Source organism: Haloplanus rubicundus (assembly GCF_003342675.1).
In the GTDB taxonomy this organism is placed as follows: Archaea; Halobacteriota; Halobacteria; order Halobacteriales; family Haloferacaceae; genus Haloplanus; species Haloplanus rubicundus.
In genome coordinates, this window is sequence record NZ_CP031148.1 from 1,322,223 (window position 1) to 1,341,167 (window position 18,945).

An 18,945-nucleotide genomic window follows, 5' to 3' on the forward strand; every position below is an offset into this window, starting at 1 on the left:
TTCCTCTCCACCCGACTCGCTCACTCCGTTCGCTCCTTGAGGTCGGAGACTCCACCTCGAAAATGCTGAATCCCAGTACGGTCCGCTCCAGCAGCGACCACGAGTACAAGATCGCCAAGCTCGCCAGCGAAGAGAAGGACTTCGCCGTTGTCGAGCAGGAGCGGCTGGACGATGGGCCGAGCCGGAAGGCCGTCTACCTCCCGAAGCGCGAGTGGGAGCGCGAAGAGGAAGACGACGACGGCACAGATGTCATGATTCGTCAAGAGTTGGTAGAAGACTTCACCGACACACTGGGGATGGACACGCCATCGGACGCCGATGACGACTCGCCGTTTGCTGATCTCCTGAGGACATCCACGATGAGGCAGAAGAACGCGATAGCGAGGAGATCGAGGCACTGACCGTGCCGTTCGAGACCAACCTCCCTCTCGTCGATACTGACCCTACGGATGAGCGGGAGATGAAGCATCAAATTGGCCGCGTGATGGCCCTCTATAAGCGACGTTGGGGCGTCGAAAACGCGTTTCGCAAATCGAAGACGTTCTTAGCTGAATCGAGGCACTAAGCCCCCTTCCTCAAGGAGCAACGCAGGGAGCAAAGCGACCGAGTAGCGCAGTAGGGAGGGGATACAGTGCTGCACAGTTCTCAAACACGTTCGACGCTCGGCCCACAGGCCCACGCCACCGAAGACACCATATGTATAATGTGCATAGTGTGCATTACGGTGAAACGGAAGACAATCACCATTCGGGAGGACCAAGACGAGTGGATTGAGGACCAACACCTCAACCTCTCGTCGTTTGTCCGCGAAAAACTGGACGAACTAATTGAAGAACGAGAGTAACAGATGTACTACGCCTACAAGTACCGTCTCAAGCCGTCCGACGCACACCGCGAGGAGTTGGACCGCCACCGAGACATTTGTAGGCAACTCTACAACCACACGCTCTACCGCCTCAACGAGTACCAAGACGAACACGGCGAATTGCCGTCCATGACTACCCTGCGGTCGGAACTTCCCGACCTCAAACAGTGGTGGGACGATCTCTCCGACGTGTACTCGAAAGTTCTCCAAACCGTCGTTGAACGGTTGTTCGACAACGTTAAAGGACTCTCCAAGCTCAAGGAGAACGGATACGGCGTCGGCCAACTCAAATGGAAGCCACCACGGGAGTTCCGCAGTTTCACGTATAGTCAGTCTGGCTTCAAGCTCGACAAGAAGGGCGGTCAGACTGTCCTATCACTCTCGAAACTCGGAGATATACCGATTCGGCTCCACCGCGCCATCCCTGACGACGCGACACTCAAGCAGGTCACGCTCAAGAAGGAGCCGACGGGCGAGTGGTTCGCCTCCTTCGGCGTCGAAATGGACCGCGAACCACCCGCGAAGCCCGAAAACCCCGAGAAGTGCGTCGGCATCGACGTGGGGATTCTCAAGTACGCTCACGACACCGACGGCACGGCGGTCGGGTCGCCAGACCTCTCCGACGAGCGCGAACGGCTCGAAAGCGAACAGCGCGACCTCTCGCGGAAGGAACACGGCTCCGCGAATTGGGAGAAACAACGGCAGGTCGTGGCTGAACGCCACGCCGCCCTCAAGCGAAAGCGCCGCGACTTCTTGCACAAACTCTCGAACTACTACGCTCGGGAGTACGACCTAGTGGCGGTAGAAGACCTGAACGTGAAGGGGATGATGGAGTCGCCGTCGAACAGCCGCAACACGGCATCTGCCGCGTGGCGGACGTTCCTCTCGTTGCTCGAATACAAGTGCAAGCGAGAGGGAACGCACTTCGTCGCGGTCAACCCGAGCGGCACGACCAAGGAGTGCGCGTCGTGCGGCGTCTCGACGGAGAAACCGCTGTGGGTTCGGGAACACTCCTGTCCTGCCTGCGGGTTTGAGACGGACAGGGATGCGAACGCGGCGTGGAACATCCTTTCTCGCGGTATCGAAAAAGTAGGAGTGGGACACTCCGAACGAACGCCTGTGGAGACTGCTCTTCCTGTGGATACCGATTCGGTATCTGCAAAGCGCGTCATAGAAGCAGGAAGCCCTACCCTCAAGGAGCGAACCGCGTCAGCGGTGAGCGAGTAGGGTCGGGTAGTTCACCGGAGACGCAGTCGCCGGACCATTGGTTCCGGTACTTCAACTTCGTGTTCGCCTGCGTGCTGTACAACTGCTGGCGTCTCGTCGACATCCTCGTTCAGTTGGAGTTGTACGGCGAGGTCAGCGACGAACCGGCGATCACGGCAAACTCGTTCTTGACGTTCGCGAAGAAAAGCTACGGCCTCGATCCACCTCACTAACCCTTCCGTTTCCACTGGCGTTCTCCAGCTCGCGGGAGCCGCGGCGCTGTCCTGAAGACGGTTTCTCCGGCAAGTTCTGGAACGGTATCCGATAGGTCTCTCAGAAGTGCGTTTCGAGAGCCACGGGGCCCCTTCTTTCAGTTTGATTAGTTATGAAATTTATGTATCATAGAGGTGTCTTCGCAACATCAGGCGGTGAGTAAAAGTAGCTCCGTAAGACTCTTAGACGCATATATCTCAATATATCGCATGGTCAAAACTATCCGAGTCTCGGAGGAGTACCACAAGTGGCTCAGCGCCCACAAGGAGGACGACGAGACGATGGAGGAAACGCTGCGCCGGATGACGCGCGGCCCTCACCCTGGCGACGTTGCCGGTCTCCTGACCGAGGAGGAAGCCGCGGACGCCAAGGAAGCGGTGAACCGTCTGCGCGGGCGTGACCGCGACCGCCTCGATACCGCCCGCAGCGCATTTGAAAGCGAGGGACGGATGAATGATCATTGATTCCTCGTATCTCTTCGACCTGATGGCGGAGGACCCGGATGCGTTCTCGAAGGGTGCGGAACTCGTCGAGGACGGCGAGATGCAGTGGTTGCCAACTCCGGTGGTCGCTGAGGCCTACTACGGCGTCTTTACGGCCCGTAGCAATACCACCGAGAAGGAGGTGCGGAATCGCATCCTCGGGTACCCGCGCATCGACGTTGACGAAGAGATCGCGCGGAAAGCCGGGAAACTACTCGCGGCGGCAGACGACCGTGGGGGAGGGAACGCCAGCGTCGGGACGAATGACGGGTACATCGCCGCGATGGCCGACGTCCTTGACGACGCGGTCCTGACAGACAACGTCGAAGATTTCGAAGCGTTGGGTGTGCCAGTCGAGACCTACTAGTTATGAACTAGTTGCGAGAGCGAGTTCCCCGACCACTAGGTCGGGGGTGAAGCCTGACACTCGGCCTACTGCTCTGTCTCCTCGATATACTGTTCACCTACTTCTTCCGACCCCGCTCCCGTTGTTCCCATGTAGTCATGTCGTACCCAACCTTCCAGAATCCATCACCCCAGAAATACGATTCTTGGATCTCGGGATGCCGCTCTAGCAAGTGGGTACTAGAGGACGACTTGAATTGATGGGCGAGGTCGGCAGGGCTGTGCTTCGGGACTTTATCATCCACAATGTGGTGCAGGTGTGATTGAATGAGCACCTGCGGAGTGTGACTAGTGATGACAAACCCAGAGACGACGATGGTATTTGCCGGGTTGGATGGGCGAACAAAGACTCACCTCCCAGCGTGGTACGCACGACAACGATCAAGTGAGGAATCAACGACGTTCACGACGGCCGTTCGCGCGCTTCCGCAAGCGACGACCACCGAGGTTGCCTACCACAATCCCTACGTGGACGAATGGATGCAGACGGACCGACACAATGCGATCGTTGAGCCGACGCGACTCGTGAAGCAGGCGGACAGTGAGACGAGTGATGACCCGCTGTTTTTCATCCCTACCGATAGCTACAGCGTCATCAATCCACTCGATATCTTCGGACCACTGGAAGCCGTCCTCCGAACGGAGACAATTGACGGTCGTCCGCTCGCAGAGGTGATGTTCGGCGAAGTCCGGCAGTACCGTGGCGGTGGTGAAGTACACATGGATATCCTGTTCGACGGACTTACCGTCGACCTCCCCAGCCGGAGTGAGCCAATTACGATGGGTGTGACGGCCGGCTACGACTTCTTCGGCGGCCACGCGGTCTATGTCGAGGGATTTGCCCGGGATACTGCCTGTGCGAACTCGATCCGACAATTGACTGATCGTGAGACAGTCAAACACGTCGGTGACGTGGGTGACTTTGAGGGATGGTGGCAGTCAATCCTCGCCCAACTTGGGCTGGTCGCCAACGATCTCTGCGCGTTCATTGAGGGGGCTAGTGAACTCACGATTCAGTTCACTGATGTCCCGTTCACTCTCAGTGAGTTCTACACGCTACTCGACCTCCCCGAGTATTTAGCCAAACGAGCGGCTGAGGATGCCCGGGCAGCGGCCGATACATCAACAGAAATTGACATGTGGACACTCCACTCCGGTGCGACGTATGCCCTGACGCACTTCTTTACCGGGCGAGAAGGCGTCGCCCTTGATCGGTACATCCGGTCGGCGAATGATATTCTGTTCAACCCCGAGGTGACCATTGAGACAGTCACGCAGGCCTACGAGGAACGGGCCGCCGCAGAGACGGATGGGATGGGACAGACTGGGTTAGAGAGTCAGCTTGCGCTTGCGCAATTGGAGCGCGTTGGACAGGATGTCCGGGCGAAAGCAACCCAATTCCAGGTTCGCGCTGAAACGCTCAAGGAACGGTTGAATCAGACACACGATTGAACCGATATCGCTCAGCCTCCGGTGTGTGATGCCGTCCGACATCTAGGTGGTAGATCGCGTTATCGTACCGCAGGAGCGTGTTGCCGCCAGCGTCCATGTACTGGAAGCTGTACTTCAGCCCCCGCGGGAAGTCCTCACGCACCGGGACCTGCCACGCGACCATCTCGTACCGGCTCCGTCCGGCTTCTCGTCTTCTTCCCGGTACACGACCGTCGCAGGCACCATTCTCCTTTGTTGAGATGCAAACTCAACAAAATTATATCTTGCCAAGTGGGTCCATCTTGATGTTGACATCGTTGGTGGCGAGTCGGGTAAACACTAATCCCGCGAATACCCGTCGCGTCGTAAGAGGGGTCCTGAACAGCCTTCCCACCTTGTACCAAACCATCGTTCAAACAACGTTTCGATGACGCCTGGGACAAGCTGGACAAGTAACGGCGGGTCGCGGCGTTGCACTGGTAACCCACTCACTCGAGGAACATGTCGGGTGTCATCGGGTGCTGTTTCACACTGACTCTCTTTTCTGGAGTGAGCGTGGCGACTCTGTTGAAACTCTCAGTAATTGATAGACACGGCGTGCGAGATACAGAGGGCGAGCTCAGCACGAACGAGTGACGGTGAACCTCGCAAGGGGATCGAAATCCGCCGGATACCACGTGTGATTTCAAGTGTCTCTACTCACAACAACCTGACTGTGACTGGGGGTGAACCCGCCCGGTTCCAGGTCTGTCCGACGTCCGATCGCGACTTCCAGCAGGAGTATATCACCCAGTTGACGGAGGCAGACTTCTCGGAACAGTTTCCCGAAACGGATGAAGGCGAGTTCCTGCTCATCCGGAGTACGCGACACCCGTCGCTCGAAATTCACGCTCGGGTGTTCGTCAACGACGATCTTTATGAGATGGCCGTAGACGACCGGAGCGTCAGCGAGGGCGATAAACTGATCGGGCTGGACTTCACGGTGAGAACTGCACTCGGTGTCCCCTCGCCACGGGATATCGAGTACAGCAAGGCAGAATCGGCAGGGGAAGTCGAAGTCGAATCAGTTTCCAATCCGGAAGGGCGGTGGGAGCGACGACAGCTGAACGACCTTCTCGGGGTTCGTCCCCAAGTCTGTCGGGTTCGGATGGGCGTGTTTCCCGACCTCGAAGACAAGGTGTGTCGTCTCCCGTCGAACACGCTCGAAATGATTGGCGTTGACGAGGGCGACGACATCACGATCGAATCTTCACGGGGCGAACGGATTGTACGGGGGATCAAGGCCTTCGAAATCGACAGGGAACGGAGAGAGACGAAAAAAGCACAAATAGAACGCGACGAGGACCGGTACCCCCAGTGTGCAGACCTCCTCGACCTAGATCGGATCCGTCGAACAGAAGTCGACCTTCCAGAACTCTGGATCGACGAGGAGACAAGATCGCGGCTCGGGCTGGACGACACCGGAACAGACGGCGTCTGTCACCCCGTACGCGTCTACCGGGATTCGTGGTATCTCTTTCAACAGCAGCTACACGAGTTCTCGATTCCGCTCGTCATCGTCCTGTTCGCGACCGGATTCGAGGTCCAAGGACGGGTCGCGACGCTCCTGTTGTGGAGTGCTGGGGTACTCCTCTGGTTCGGCGTCTTGTTCGTCGAGAGTCGGAGTCGGCTGTAGAGCGCCGGCGGGTGCCGATTCCCGTTCTACAGGACGATTACTCCGAAACGTACGACTCGAGCGATTCGCCGGTGCTCAGTTTAGTCGTTCGGAGGAAATCGTGGAGGAACTCCGCTCCCCACTGACTTGCCCCGTCGTAACAGAGGTCGACGTAGCTATCTATGGGGTCAATAGAGTTCCGTGTCTTGAGACCCGTCGTGGTAAGTACGAGGTCTTGTGACTCGATATTTGGTTCGTCGACTGTAAGGTCGGTCTCGATGGTGGATCGGTCGTAGCTCTCGATCGCGTCGAAGCCCACTTCGATGAGTCGGTAGCCTCGCTCGCGCTCGCGGAACTCTCGGAACTCCTCGCGGGAGAGATCCACGACGAGGATACCGTTGAACCACTCGTCACTCGCTGGAGTCACGTTCAGCACCGCCTTCCGGTCCCCGTTCGTCTCTCGCCAGCTGGCCTCCTGATTGAAGAGTCGCCCGAATCCCCGTACTTCGACCGGAACGACACGGCTCGGGACGTCGTCGAACAGCTCCGCAAGGTCGTCCGGATGGAGGAAACTGCCGTAGACGATCACCGCGAGCCGGGGTCTATCAGTCATGGTCGATCTTGGTCGGCTCGGAGTAACCAAGTTTGGGCAATCAACGTTTCGATGGATGGGGTATTCGAGGTCGGATGGAGTGGGGGCGCTCGGACGCGGACAGACCCCGTCGCCGTCACGAACTCGCTGCTAATCGATCAGTCAGTACGGTGACCGTCGAATCGGTCACTCCATGGCCACTCGCGATCCGCCCTTCATGTTCAGTAGTTTGAAACGTACCGATCGGCAATGGCAGCGTATGAGGGGAACCGACCCCGTCGAGCGAGTGCGTCAACGCCTGGCGGCCGACGTAGAAGCCTACCAAGACCAGGTCGCCCGCGATGCCGAGTGGCTCAAAGCGGAAATCAAGGACGGGTCATTCGACAACCAGCAGGCACTCGTTGGCCTCGAGTTCGAGCTCTACGGCGTCGACAAACGAACCAGCGAGTTGCGGCGACTCCCGCGCCGGATCCTCGGTCTCATAGGTTTCGAGCCGGAACTGGGGCTGCACAACGCCGAGATGAACACGGAACCGCAACCGCTCTCGGCGGCTGGTTTGCGAGCCCAGCGTGAGGAACTCCAGGCGCGATTCGAGGTTGCCCTCCAAGGGGCCGAGGCCGAGACCGTCCGACTGGTGAGCGACGGAATGTGGACAATTCCGCCCGAAGGTGAGACTGCAGCGGAGTATCTTAGCGATCGCGTCATCAATCACGGCATCGAGTTCGGGACGAACGTGAGTGACGACGTCAGGTATCACGGAATCGCCAACTCCGAATACCTCTCGCAGATGCGAATCGATACGCCACACGTGATATTCGAGGGAGGTCGCCCGGAGATGCTCACAACCTCGATCCAGCCCCACTACCAGGTACCGCAGGCCCAAGATTTCCCCCAATACTTCGAGTACGCGGTTCGGATCGCTGGCCCGCTCGTCGTACTGGGTGCGAATTCACCGTTCTTCCCGCCCGACCTCTACGATGTCGACGATCAGGAAGCGATTCTTGATGATTGCTGGATGGAAAATCGAATTCCCGTGTTCGAGTCGGCCCTGAATCCCGCAGAGGGTGAGAGTACTGTCCCGGACAAGGTCGGCTTCCCACGCGACATCGAATCGATCGACGAGGCGATCGACCGGATCGCGGCCGATCCCGTCGCTCTCCCACACGATGACGTGAAACTGGGTGCTCGATTCGACGACAACTTCGCACATTTCCTGAGGAAGAGTGGGACCTACTGGCGCTGGATCCGCCCGATGTTCAGCGCCGAGGATCGAGTAGCTGCGAACGCACGCATCGAATTTCGACCACTTTCGGCCCAACCGACCCTTCGAGATACGGTGGCGTTCCAAGCGGTGTTCGGCGGACTATTGGAGGGACTCACTCGTCAGGACCACCCGCTGACTCGGCTGGAGTGGGAGCGAGCGAAGGAGAACTTCTACGCCGCAGTCAGGGACGGGTTCGAGGCTGACTTGGTCTGGCGTACGGTCGAGGGTGCGAAAACCACCGACGTTGACGCCATCTTTACCGAACTGTTCGAGTACGCTCGCGAGGGACTCGGGTCCTTTGGACTGACACCGGCGGAGGTGGACACCTACGTGTCCCCGCTCGAGGAGCGAGTCGATCGACGGACCTCGCCGGCCGGGTGGAAGCACGATCGCGTGACTGAGTACGTGGACCAAGGGCTGTCACTCTCCGACGCGATTCGTGAGATGCAGACTACGTACATCGACAGGCAGGAAGAGACGTTCGTCCAGGGAACCTTCGTCGACTGGCTAGGCGATGCCACGATGGGAGGCACGGTTCGATCCCAAGACGGCTAGGGTTCGGCACGTGCTCGCCGACGCTCAGTGGCTCACCGACACCGAACTCTGCACCGTGGAAAACCACCTTTCGACCAGGTGGAGACGACTTCAGAGACCACTATACGGACTATTTCGGCGCCAACGTCAGCTGTCCTCCACGCGACATACGCGCTCTGTATTCAGCAACTCTCCAAAATCATATCCGGATCGAGGGGTTCGATTCGGAGAATTGGCTCTGATTGCTAGTGCTTTGCAGACTCGTGTCTACTAGTAGGTTCTCGATATGGAACACCGTTTCCCCTGTTGTCCCTCTCTCACCGTGTGGGCTCCACAATTGAGAACTGCTAGTAGGTCACCACGGCGACGCAACACCCCGGGACCTGACCCACCAGCGGAAGGCAGCCGGTCTCCTCAAAGATGTTTACGACCGTCTCGATGGAGCCGACGAGGTTCTCTCCCCGCGTCCGCTGCTCGGCCAGAGTCTCGCCTCGAAGGTGACGACTTCAGTCACGAGTGAACTGGGGGACGTGATGTAAATCGGTGACGACTTCGAAATCGCCGATTTTCCGATCCACCGCAGGAGTCAGCTCGTCGGGACGACACTCGCGGAGAGTGGCATCCGTGAATGGGCCGGTGTCAACGTCATCGGGGCCTGGTTCCGCAGCGAGTTCGAGACGTCACCTGATCCCGACGTGATGCTGACGAACGGCACGGTGTTGCTGGCCACCGATCGCGAGGCTCAGCTTGCACGACTCAAGGACCTCACGCGATCGGGGATGCGACGGCCGAACCGGAGTGACACGGTCGTCGTCGGACACGCGGAGATCGGTCGGACCGTCACCGATGCGCTCACCCACGCCGGGGTTCAATGCACGGTCGTCGACCGGACCGACTTGGAGGGTGTCGACGTGGTCGGGGACGCAACCGAGCTCAAGTCGCTTCGAGGGACGGGCATCGGCGACACCAGCGCGGCCATTCTGGTGCTCCCCAGGACGCGACCGCCGAGTTCAGGGCACTCGTGGCTCGGGACTCAAACGCCAACACGAACATCATCGCCTAACTCGAGGAGTCACAGAGAATCCCCAAAATGTACAAGACGGGGACGAACTCATGATCGCAGAAACCGACGAGGGGTCCAGCGGTTCACCGAACTCTACGCCTGAGAGAGGAGACGAAACACGCGTGCTACTACGAAACGAACGTCACGTGACGTACTCCGACGGCGGTACCGGGACGCCTAGGGGCGACGCATAATATAATGAATGTGAAGCCTGAATACGTCGGTAATATCAGCGAACGAGAACGACGGGTCGGAGCCCGAGCCCGGGTCCGGCGACCGAAACGCGGCGAGTGGCATCGAGACGAAATACGCGTTCACCGGCGACACGGGCTGGATAATCGTCGGGACCCTCTGCTGTCTCCCCTTCGGGCTCTACTACTACTTGGACAACCGCGAGCAGGTCGCCGTCTGTCCGGAGTGTCGGGAGACCATCCCGGTGAACGCGTCGACGTGCAGCCAGTGTAGCGCCGACCTCGACGAGTACCGATGAGGCCGAACCCGATCCGCCGTGTGGTTCGGTCGGTGGGCGAGCGCGACCCGCTGCTGCTCGCGCATCACCCGAGCTGCGAGTACTACGCCCACCACACGGTCGCACTTTCATCGGACAACGGGTGCTGAACGGGCACCCAGTTGGCGGGTCGCGTGGCGTCGGTGGCGATCCACGGAGCGTCAGGCGGGCCGTCTCGTCCGTCGGTTCGGCCGTCGGGACTGCTGACAAAAGCGAGATGGTGTACGGATTTACGGGGGACTCGAACAGCGCTGCCGTCTCGCCGCGTTCGAGTATGTTCCCGAGATACATCACCGCGACTCGGTCGCAAATATGTCTGACTACGGAGAGGTCGTGAGCGATGAACAGATACGTGAGGCCGTATTCGGCCTGTAGATCCGCGAGGAGGTTGAGTACCTGCGCCTGCACCGAGACGTCCAGTGCCGACACCGGTTCGTCGAGGACGAGAAACTCGGGATTCAGTGCCAGCGCCCTTGCGATGGCGACCCGTTGACGCTGGCCGCCCGAGAACTGGTGGGGATAGCGGTGGTAATGAACCGGTTGCAGTCCTACCGTCTCGAGAAGGGTGCGAACCCGCTCTCGACGCTCCGGCCGTGTTTTCCAGTCGTGGACGTCAAGTGGTTCGCGGACGAGTTCGCTTACCGTCATCCGGTCATTCAGACTTGATTCGGGGTCCTGAAACACCATCCCGACGTTGCGCCGCCACCGTCTGCGCTCCGCGGCCGACAGATCGGTGAGATCGCGACCGTCGTATCGGATAGTGCCGCTTGTTACCGACTCCAACTGGAGGAGCGTGCGCCCAAGCGTTGTTTTGCCACACCCCGACTCTCCGACGAGGCCTAGCGTCTCGCCCCGCTGGATATCGAGGGTGACGCCGTCGACTGCACTGACCTTCGATGGGGTAAACAGGTTCAGCCCGACGCCGTAGTGCTTCTTCAGGTCACGCACTTCGACCAGCGTCCCACCCCCTTCGTCGGAGCGGTCCCACTCGTAAGGATGTGGATCGTCCGTGCTCGGCACCGCACCGCTCCCGAGAGCGGTGGTTCTGCCCGCAGTTCGGTCGGCGCTGTCGGCCTGGCGTTGTGGGTCCTCGCCGTATCGGGAAGTCGCCTCCGCTTCGGGATCCTGGTCTTCAGGATACAGCAGACAGGCGACTGTGTGATCCGGGTCGTCGGTACTCGCCGCCACCGACTGTGGGTGGACCTGTTCACACTCCTCGAACGCCTTCGGACACTGAGGTGCGAACCGACACGCCGTCGCTGCCTCCGTCGGCGTCGGCACCTCCCCGTCGATGGTCCGTAACCGTTGTGTGCTCGACTGCGTACCCGGGATGCTTGCTAAGAGTCCTTGGGTGTACGGATGCGCCGGGGCGGCGAAGAGGTTCTCGACCGCGGCCGTCTCGACGATTTCGCCGGCGTACATGACGTTTACCCGGTCGCAGACCTCCGCGATCATGCTCATGTCGTTTGTGATACACAGAATCGCCAAATCGCGCTCGGCCTGCAGTTTCGCAAGGAGTTCAAGAATCTGTGCTTGGGTGGTCACGTCGAGCGCTGTCGTCGGCTCGTCGGCGATCAACACATCGGGGTCGCAGGCGAGTGCCATGGCGATCACCGCCCGCTGGCGCATTCCCCCGAAAAACTTGTGGGGGGACTCGTTGAGTCGTCGTGGTGCATCCGCGATACCGACGGCCTCTAATAGTGCGATTGCTTCCTCTGTCGCCGATTTCCCGCGGAGTCCTTGATGGAGTCGTAGTGACTCCTTGATCTGGTTGCCGACGGTGTACACCGGATTGAGACGCGACAGCGGATCCGGATGAGTTCAGCATAACAGCGACATTAGAATGGCTGGGTGGTATGGTTCCGCTGACGCTTGTACTCATGAGGAGCGACCGCTCTGTCGGACAGGAGGTACACGGTGGCGATAGACGAATGTGTCACAGCACGGTGATCCCCGCCGGGAGACCGTGGGAGCAATCGTATGAGAACTACGCGGCTGGCGACCCTCGTGGCCTGTCCACCAGAAACCTACGCTGTGCTCGCGACTCGATTTCAGCATCAAGCTCTCGCATGAATTCGTCAACGGTGTTGCCCATGAGTATCACCGGTCGATCACGATCAAGCAGCCGATCCAACACGGCTCCCGGATCGGCGTCGGAGTCGATCTCCGTGACCCCACACGTCGTCTCATTTACGAATACTGCGCTGTCACTACCCATCACGTATCCGACGTCGATAATTCCACGATCGGCGAGGTGATCGAAGTACGACACGAACGAGGCGGTTCGCCCGCGTCGGTCCGGCCGCAAGAAGACAAATGGGGTGATACAATCAGAGTTCTCAAGTGCTTGTCTGACCGCTTCCGTGCTCTCGACGTCGTTCACCTCGGCTGCGTTGAACACGAGCCCGTTCGGGACGGTCGTCCATTTCGGCTGGATCTGTTTGAGATACGTTCGAATCTCATCGTCAGGAACGGGAGGCTCACCGACGGCTGTGAGCGTGTGGTTCACCGCGTGAACCGTTTCCGCCCCGAGCAGTCCTTGGTGTTCCTCCGGGATCGCTACTTGTTCGATTGTCGACCCGACAGCCGTGACCTCACGTTCCAGATACTCGTAGATGATCGGGTGCTGCTCACCGCACACGACGTGGGTACTGGGAGGGATTGCTTTGGCGAACGACCGTGCGATGTCAGCTCGGGTTTCGCCGAGCGTGTCTTGATGATCACGACGGATGTTGGTCAGAACAATAACGTGTGGGTCCAGGAACGATTCGTTAATCAGACGGGTCGTGTACTCCGTGATACCTTGATTCTCGAAAATTGCGACATCATCAGGAGCGTATTTCGCGAGTTTTGGGACGTATTCTCTGAAAACGTCGATATTTTCATACAGGGTCGTTCTGGGTCCTTCGCGGTTCAACGGGACCACACCACCATTGTGGATCAGATGTGGCTGATTACCTGTGATTTTTGTTAGTGTGTCGTTCCCGCGACGTCTTAACACGTCGTCGAGTCGGCGGGTAGTCGAAGATTTGCCACGGATACCAGAAACGACGATCCGGGTGTCGATCTTCTGGAGCGCTCGACGGTGTTTGAACCCCCGGATTGGGAGCGTCGCTAACGATCGAAGCGCCGCCAGTATCGATGTTGAGCCGACATCGAACGATGATGGCTGGTCCTGGTTCCTGAAGATGAACACGGTCTCTGTGACGCTAGCATATGTACAGAATTCCGTTGCAGCCGTCAGCGCGCCAGATTCGGTTTCGTATGCCGACGTTGATCGCGCAAGCACGTCGCCGTCCGCAGTAAGAACCCACTCGTACTGGCCGGCAACATCGACAGTCGCACACTGCACGTCAGTAACGTGGTCACCTGCGTGGGTACCGTTGAACTGTTGCTCCGGCAGATCCTCAACGACTGATGCCGCTGCACGGACGCGATTGACGGCCGCGCGAGCCTGATCGGGTGAAGAAAACGTCTCCTTCGACGGGTTCAAGACGAGGCTGTCGATTCGCAATCGCCACCGCCACCCGGCGTCGGTGTCGTACACCTCGAAGCGAATCCCCTCGGTCATGGGTCCATCTCTCGCGATGTCTCATCAAGCGGAGTGGCAGTCTCGTGGGCAGTACTAGGTTGGTTCAAAATGGATCGATCGGAAATCGCTTCCTCGTCGGGTTTCCGAATCGTTCGCCACTCAGCGTACCCGAAGCAGACGGCGATGATACTCAAGCCTATTACTGCTTCGGTGATGCCGAACTGGCGGGGGAACCCCCTCGGTAGGACTGCTCCGGTGAGCCTCGTCAAGCACAGCAAGGATACGAACGATCCAAACTGAAGCGGGACGAACAACCGTCGACTTGATGGCTGTGCGACGTGGACGTTGTACGCGTTCACCCCCGCGAGAATCCCGACAAAGAACGCCGAGAGACCGCGTGTGATTCCCAGTTCGATCGACAACGGCACGGCCGCGACGATGCCAAACGCTGCCCCGATACCGACGAGTACGCGCCCGTACAACAGCGATGAATAGTGAATCGCTTGCACGGCGACATACGATATCACGATTAGACAGATGTATAGATAGACGAGCCGGCGGTCCGCAAGCGAGAAGATCGCAAGCAACGCCACCGAAACCACACCGATACGGATGTCATACCGCTCGCGGACACGTTCTGACAGGAGCATCCCGATCGCGAACAACAACACGGTTACAAGCCGGGGGAGGATAACCGGCGACAAGGGCTCGTTGACGGCAACGCCTTTCCACGTCGCCACATCTGCTGTGCGTGAGTAGAGCGTAACGGGCGCCGCAGTCGCAAGTGTGGGTGCAAACTCCGCCGAGACGAGATACCATCCAAGCCCGAACAGACATCCGAACAACACCGCTGCGGTCAGTAGGTCCCAGCGACGGGTCTCTGCGTCGAGTTGGTGATAATTATATGCGGCAAGGCCAGGCAGAATACTCCCGACAAACACGACGGTCTGAAAGATATCTCGAATAAGAAAGCCAAAGGTCAGGAAGATTGTGACCGGTATCAGACTCCCGATGAGGATCGCGTAGATCAGTTCGGCACGACCATAGATCAGCGTGTTGTTCTTCAGTAGGCTCAGTCCGAGGTACGCGACCGCGGCACTGAGGACGTAGATCGGCAGCATGACGAAGCTTTTCAGTGTGTACACGGCGAGAATCGGTATCGCAATCGTGCCTCCCAGCCGGTAGCCGTACACCTGTGTCAATCCCACCACTGCGAGGAGTCCGAACGCGGTGACGATGACTGTGACGATCACTGCCAGCGCACCTCACCGTTGACCGGGACTGCACGGACGGTCGCTCCGGACGAGCCTCGGATAGCATCGAACTGCCGGCCACCGGCGACATCGGCCGGCTCCCACTCGACGAGGCTCAGCGTGTCGAACGCCACACGCAGAATGTCGACGCCGTCTGGTGGGGTCAAGAGCAGGAAGACGTCGATATGTGTGGCATCGTCGGGCCGCTCAAGATCGAGTGCGAAATCGGTCCATTCACGCTCCGTCGACGCGAGCGACGTCTCCTGGGATTGGAACGAACTCCCGGCGGTATCGTCGTACCACGAGACGAGCAGGCGAAGCTCTCCGTCTGCGTTCGTTCGGTACGTTCCTGATAGCGTGAAATCCTCGTTGGAGACTGGCAGGCGGTTCCACGGCGACAGCAATGCTCGGTTCTCGTTCGCTCGAACGCGTACGAGTTCGATACCGCCAGACCCGTCTTGCCCGATAGGTTGGTCGCTGCCACGCGATTCACGGCCGTAGCGCCACAGCGTGCCTTCGTACGCGTCGCTGTCGACATCGTGATCGTCGAACGATCCGGTGATGAACCGTTCGCGACCGAGTTGCACCGAGTCATCGGATTCAGTAACCCACCCGCGGGCTCTGCGTTGAATCCCACCGTCGAGGGTCAACTGTTCGGGTGGATATCTTTCGTCGTCAGGCCGGTACGCTACTGTATCGTCGGCGATCGTGAACGAACTGTCCGAGAGTCCGGCGAGTTCCCACGTCAGCCGGTTTCGGAGCGGTCCGGTCACGCCACGTGGGACGTACCCTTCAATGAGGATCGGTTCTGCTCGTGCCGACTGTATTCCGTCCGGAGTGACTGTCACCTGTAGGACAAACGACCGATATGTGGCCCACAGGTTCTGGTCGAAAAAGAGGTTCCCCATTGACCACGCGACGAGCGCGCCGTCGCGGGTCTCGAGTCCCCCCGACACGTGTGGGTGGTGGTTTACCACCAGATCCGAGCCGGCAGCGATCGCGGTGTCGGTCAGGTTCTGGAGTTCCCGCGTGGGCGTCCGTTGGTACTCCTCGCCGCCGTGGATCTGTGTCACGACCACATCCGCACGGTCGATTGCAGCCTGTACGCCGGCGCGGATCGTCTCGGGCGTCGCTTCGGCAACCCCTGCACGATCCCGAACCGAGAGGGTTTGGCCGTCGCGGTTGACAGTGTACGTCGCAGTCGTCTCGTCAGCCGCCCAGTCGCGGTCGTACTGTCTGCCCGCGGTCGTCGTCACCGAAACGAAGCCGACGGTCACCCCGTCGCGTTCGAGAACGGCCGGAGCAATGGCGGTGGAGGGGTCCGAACCGGCGCCGGAATGGCCGATACCAGCCTCATCGAGGGACTCAACCGTCTCCTCAAGCCCCGGCGTGAGGGCATCGAAGGCGTGCGTGTTCGCAAGTGCCGCGTAATCGATTCCGGCATCGGCCATCGCCGCTGCAGCGACGGGATGGCTGGTGAAGACGAACGCCTTCGATGGATGCCGCCATTCTGATGACGTCAGCGGTGTCTCTAGGTTGATCGACGCAATATCGGCGTCCCGGAAGAGCGGCGAAACCGAGTCGAGCAATCGGTCATGAGAGTCCCGGCGGTCGCCCGGTTGTAACCGGTAATAAAACCGAAGCGGATCGTCTCTCGGTTCGTAGTATCGCCGTCCAAACATCACGTCTCCGCCGAACGCTAAACTGACCGCCTCCTCTCCCGAAGCCAGCGTGATAGTCCTCGTCGAGCCTGGTGCGATTGCCCTCGTGACTGAGCTGTGTTCCGGGTGGTCGAAGCGAACCCAAGCCGGGAAACCACCGAGAGAGAGGTCGTACGTTCCGTCGACGTCGGTCGTGGCTCGTGCGATTTCGCTGCCATTTCGATAAGCGGTCACCGACGCGTCCGATAGCGTGTCACCACCTGTGGAGACGGTTCCGGTGGCTGCCGGCTCGTCGCCAGCGGTGCCTGAAACTGTTTGTCGAATTCGCTGAGAACATCCAGCGAGAGAGGTCATTCCCGCGGCTGTGAGTCCCAATACCTTTCGTCTCTTCAATTTAATTGATATATTGTTTCTACATATTTGAGATCAACGATATATCGGAGACGTTGTTCGTTATCGGATGTCAACACTGGATCAGCGGTCGGTACTTATTATCAGACTAGTATCATAATGGGTGGAAACCTGTGAGTGCGGGGCCGTCAGTAGCTTTGGCTGTCCGTTGCCAATCGCGTGAAGGAGGGACTTAACGAGCTCAGCGACGAGGCGATCATGCGTGATGAGAGTCTCGCCCGGCACGTCTTCTTTCAACTCGGCGCCTACGAGAGAGCATCAGTCCCGACGTACGACCAGCACGCCATGGGGATTCGTCACCACGATCAGCTCGATCGTGCCCTTGAGGAAGAGGAAGACAGCCAGATGCTCTGCATCGTCCCCGCAGACATCCACTTCTAATCGATATGTCCCGAATTACCAACTGGCCACGAGAGAGTCACACACCAACGCTCGCGTATCGAAACAGTGAATTCGGAGAGCGTTCCCTCCTGCATCAAGCGCCGGACTCCTACGGTTCAAGTGGCGCGGGTCGATCCTCGTCGATCCTCGTCGATAACTATCCGACCTGTGACGAAGTTGTGTGCCCTCAGTGAGAAGATATTACGATTTTGTGAATTAATTCAAGTGGTGCTACATGTCTATCCGAGGCAATTATAATCGTGAAGGGAGAATTAGAAATAAACCGTGAATTACTGGTCAATTATTCTTATAACCAAACTACTACACCCATCGCGGTTGCGGTCGTAACTGCATTTTTCGAAAGCAGGAGAAAATGTTGGAATCGATAAAGAAACGTTGTCCGATTCCGTCAATCCAAATGCTCTTGAGACACTAATCTCTGATTCAGATGCTCCGACCACAATCTCAATCTAATCATGGGGATACTCCGTTCTGATCGACTCTGAATTGATCCAATTCTTCGAGAATACTAAATCTGGTAGTGGATAATCTCAATCGGGAAATACCGTCGTGCTGTATTTGCGCTGTACATTCAGCACAACTCAACGGTACTCCCAACCCGCCAGCATGAGGACGACCACGGATGTCTCATCACAGCCAACCCGGGACAGAATGGGCAGATCGTCATCGGCGGACACTCACGACTCGGCACACTCACGAAGATGTTCTCACCGACCGTCAGTTTGAATTTCTACTGGAAGCATGCTCGGCCCTTCCAGCACCACACGATTTTGAAGCGCGATTTTATTTGTCTCCTCGCAGGGCGACTCGGGCTTCGCGCTGGGGAGATTGCACATTTCCAGACCGCGTGGGTGAACTGTAACCGCCGCACGATTCGCATCCCACAACACGAACCGTGCCAGTGCGGGTACTGCCGACGGCAGACTCGACAGGAAACTGCCCACAATGACGGCCTTTGTGTCGAGGATGCTATCGCATCTCGCTGGCATCCGAAGACAGTGGACTCGGCTTGACTCATTCCGTTTGACCTCTCGACTGGAGCTGTGTGTCGAGTGTTTTGCTAACAGATACGATACGATACGTTTCCCCGGTCACGGTCAACAATCAACAGACGAGTACAGGCTGCCGCGAGCGCAGCTGATCTCCCGGGACGTGTCTATCCACACTGTCTGCGAGCGACCGCCGCCAGCTACCACGCCTACAAGGGTGTCGCCCCGGTGCCGCTCCAAGCTCTAATGGGGTGGAGCGATCTGGCGACTGCGCAGAAATACAGCCGTATCTCGGGGACAGCAACGGCTGATGCACTGCGTCGTGTCCATCACGGATAGGGACCTCTCAAACGTCGCTCAGTAGCGACGTGGCCGATACAGAGTGCGTATCGGTCATGGAATCTTGTAGAGTTGAATGAA

13 protein-coding genes and 6 pseudogenes are annotated in these 18,945 nt (G+C 58.6%); 12 read left to right on the forward strand and 7 right to left on the reverse strand.

The annotated features are described in order from the left end of the window. Window positions 1-65: 65 nt before the first annotated feature. The 5 genes and pseudogenes from DU484_RS07690 to DU484_RS07710 all read left to right on the forward strand — a co-directional run. Window positions 66-559, forward strand: a pseudogene (locus DU484_RS07690) (ISNCY family transposase); the annotation flags it as partial. 288 nt (window positions 560-847) lie between these two features. Then, window positions 848-2,092 (forward strand): RNA-guided endonuclease InsQ/TnpB family protein, encoded by a 1,245-nt coding sequence (locus DU484_RS07695; protein ID WP_114605595.1) that lies wholly within the window; start codon window positions 848-850, stop codon window positions 2,090-2,092. A 17-nt stretch (window positions 2,093-2,109) separates the two neighbouring features. Continuing rightward, window positions 2,110-2,304, forward strand: a pseudogene (locus DU484_RS07700) (ISNCY family transposase); the annotation flags it as partial. A gap of 249 nt (window positions 2,305-2,553) precedes the next feature. Then, window positions 2,554-2,808 (forward strand): hypothetical protein, encoded by a 255-nt coding sequence (locus tag DU484_RS07705; protein ID WP_114605596.1) that lies wholly within the window; start codon window positions 2,554-2,556, stop codon window positions 2,806-2,808. Next, on the forward strand, window positions 2,798-3,193 hold the full coding sequence (locus DU484_RS07710) for a PIN domain-containing protein (protein ID WP_114585483.1): 396 nt from the start codon (window positions 2,798-2,800) through the stop codon (window positions 3,191-3,193). Before DU484_RS07705 ends, DU484_RS07710 begins: the two co-directional genes overlap by 11 nt. Window positions 3,194-3,258: 65 nt before the next feature. Here DU484_RS07710 and DU484_RS07715 read toward each other — a convergent pair. Further along, window positions 3,259-3,461 (reverse strand): annotated as a pseudogene (locus DU484_RS07715) (transposase); the annotation flags it as partial. Between the two features lie 64 nt (window positions 3,462-3,525). Between DU484_RS07715 and DU484_RS07720 the strand changes: the two are divergent. Then, window positions 3,526-4,683, forward strand: a complete 1,158-nt coding sequence (locus DU484_RS07720) for a hypothetical protein (protein WP_114605597.1) — start codon at window positions 3,526-3,528, stop codon at window positions 4,681-4,683. Here the strand turns inward: DU484_RS07720 and DU484_RS20130 are convergent. Then, window positions 4,652-4,905 (reverse strand): annotated as a pseudogene (locus tag DU484_RS20130) (toxin-antitoxin system TumE family protein). The gene DU484_RS07720 and the pseudogene DU484_RS20130 overlap by 32 nt on opposite strands. A gap of 472 nt (window positions 4,906-5,377) precedes the next feature. On the opposite strand from DU484_RS20130, the gene DU484_RS07730 reads away from it, so the two are divergent. After that, the gene (locus tag DU484_RS07730) at window positions 5,378-6,337 is read left to right on the forward strand and encodes a hypothetical protein (RefSeq protein ID WP_114605599.1); all 960 of its coding nucleotides are present in this window, start codon (window positions 5,378-5,380) and stop codon (window positions 6,335-6,337) included. A 37-nt stretch (window positions 6,338-6,374) separates the two neighbouring features. On the opposite strand, the gene DU484_RS07735 is transcribed toward DU484_RS07730, so the two are convergent. Next, window positions 6,375-6,929, reverse strand: a complete 555-nt coding sequence (locus tag DU484_RS07735) for a hypothetical protein (protein ID WP_114605600.1) — start codon at window positions 6,927-6,929, stop codon at window positions 6,375-6,377. A 238-nt stretch (window positions 6,930-7,167) separates the two neighbouring features. Here DU484_RS07735 and DU484_RS07740 point away from each other — a divergent pair, with 238 nt between their 5' ends. Both DU484_RS07740 and DU484_RS07745 read left to right on the forward strand, forming a co-directional pair. Further along, entirely contained in the window at window positions 7,168-8,727 is a 1,560-nt protein-coding gene (locus tag DU484_RS07740; RefSeq protein WP_114605601.1) for a hypothetical protein, read from the forward strand. A 551-nt stretch (window positions 8,728-9,278) separates the two neighbouring features. Beyond that, the gene (locus DU484_RS07745; protein ID WP_262342907.1) at window positions 9,279-9,872 is read left to right on the forward strand and encodes a TrkA C-terminal domain-containing protein; all 594 of its coding nucleotides are present in this window, start codon (window positions 9,279-9,281) and stop codon (window positions 9,870-9,872) included. A gap of 126 nt (window positions 9,873-9,998) precedes the next feature. On the opposite strand, the gene DU484_RS07750 is transcribed toward DU484_RS07745, so the two are convergent. The 4 genes from DU484_RS07750 to DU484_RS07765 form a co-directional block, all read right to left on the reverse strand. Then, window positions 9,999-12,083 carry an ABC transporter ATP-binding protein gene (locus DU484_RS07750; RefSeq protein ID WP_262342908.1) on the reverse strand — a complete coding sequence of 695 codons (2,085 nt, stop codon included), beginning with the start codon at window positions 12,081-12,083 and terminating at the stop codon, window positions 9,999-10,001. Window positions 12,084-12,264: 181 nt separating this feature from the next. Beyond that, the gene (locus tag DU484_RS07755; RefSeq protein WP_114605604.1) at window positions 12,265-13,848 is read right to left on the reverse strand and encodes a hypothetical protein; all 1,584 of its coding nucleotides are present in this window, start codon (window positions 13,846-13,848) and stop codon (window positions 12,265-12,267) included. Beyond that, window positions 13,845-15,062: a poly-gamma-glutamate biosynthesis protein PgsC/CapC gene (locus DU484_RS07760; protein ID WP_187347785.1), complete on the reverse strand. Its 1,218-nt coding sequence runs from the start codon at window positions 15,060-15,062 to the stop codon at window positions 13,845-13,847. The genes DU484_RS07755 and DU484_RS07760 overlap by 4 nt, the downstream gene beginning before the upstream one ends. Next, window positions 15,059-17,077: a CapA family protein gene (locus DU484_RS07765; RefSeq protein WP_187347786.1), complete on the reverse strand. Its 2,019-nt coding sequence runs from the start codon at window positions 17,075-17,077 to the stop codon at window positions 15,059-15,061. Before DU484_RS07765 ends, DU484_RS07760 begins: the two co-directional genes overlap by 4 nt. A gap of 210 nt (window positions 17,078-17,287) precedes the next feature. On the opposite strand from DU484_RS07765, the pseudogene DU484_RS07770 reads away from it, so the two are divergent. The 3 genes and pseudogenes from DU484_RS07770 to DU484_RS20745 form a co-directional block, all read left to right on the forward strand. Next, window positions 17,288-17,515, forward strand: a pseudogene (locus DU484_RS07770) (hypothetical protein); the annotation flags it as partial. 5 nt (window positions 17,516-17,520) lie between these two features. Beyond that, window positions 17,521-17,660: pseudogene (locus tag DU484_RS20810) on the forward strand (DUF7568 family protein); the annotation flags it as partial. 943 nt (window positions 17,661-18,603) lie between these two features. Then, window positions 18,604-18,864, forward strand: a complete 261-nt coding sequence (locus DU484_RS20745) for a tyrosine-type recombinase/integrase (protein WP_222844910.1) — start codon at window positions 18,604-18,606, stop codon at window positions 18,862-18,864. Window positions 18,865-18,945 lie beyond the last annotated feature (81 nt).

Bases quoted from the DNA above. Each gene is read 5' to 3' on its own strand.
- DU484_RS07695 (WP_114605595.1), top strand. From the start codon at position 848: ATGTACTACGCCTACAAGTACCGTCTCAAGCCGTCCGACGCACACCGC.
- DU484_RS07705 (WP_114605596.1), top strand. From the start codon at position 2,554: ATGGTCAAAACTATCCGAGTCTCGGAGGAGTACCACAAGTGGCTCAGC.
- DU484_RS07710 (WP_114585483.1), top strand. From the start codon at position 2,798: ATGATCATTGATTCCTCGTATCTCTTCGACCTGATGGCGGAGGACCCG.
- DU484_RS07720 (WP_114605597.1), top strand. From the start codon at position 3,526: ATGACAAACCCAGAGACGACGATGGTATTTGCCGGGTTGGATGGGCGA.
- DU484_RS07735 (WP_114605600.1), bottom strand. From the start codon at position 6,929: ATGACTGATAGACCCCGGCTCGCGGTGATCGTCTACGGCAGTTTCCTC.
- DU484_RS07740 (WP_114605601.1), top strand. From the start codon at position 7,168: ATGAGGGGAACCGACCCCGTCGAGCGAGTGCGTCAACGCCTGGCGGCC.
- DU484_RS07755 (WP_114605604.1), bottom strand. From the start codon at position 13,848: ATGACCGAGGGGATTCGCTTCGAGGTGTACGACACCGACGCCGGGTGG.
- DU484_RS07765 (WP_187347786.1), bottom strand. From the start codon at position 17,077: ATGACCTCTCTCGCTGGATGTTCTCAGCGAATTCGACAAACAGTTTCA.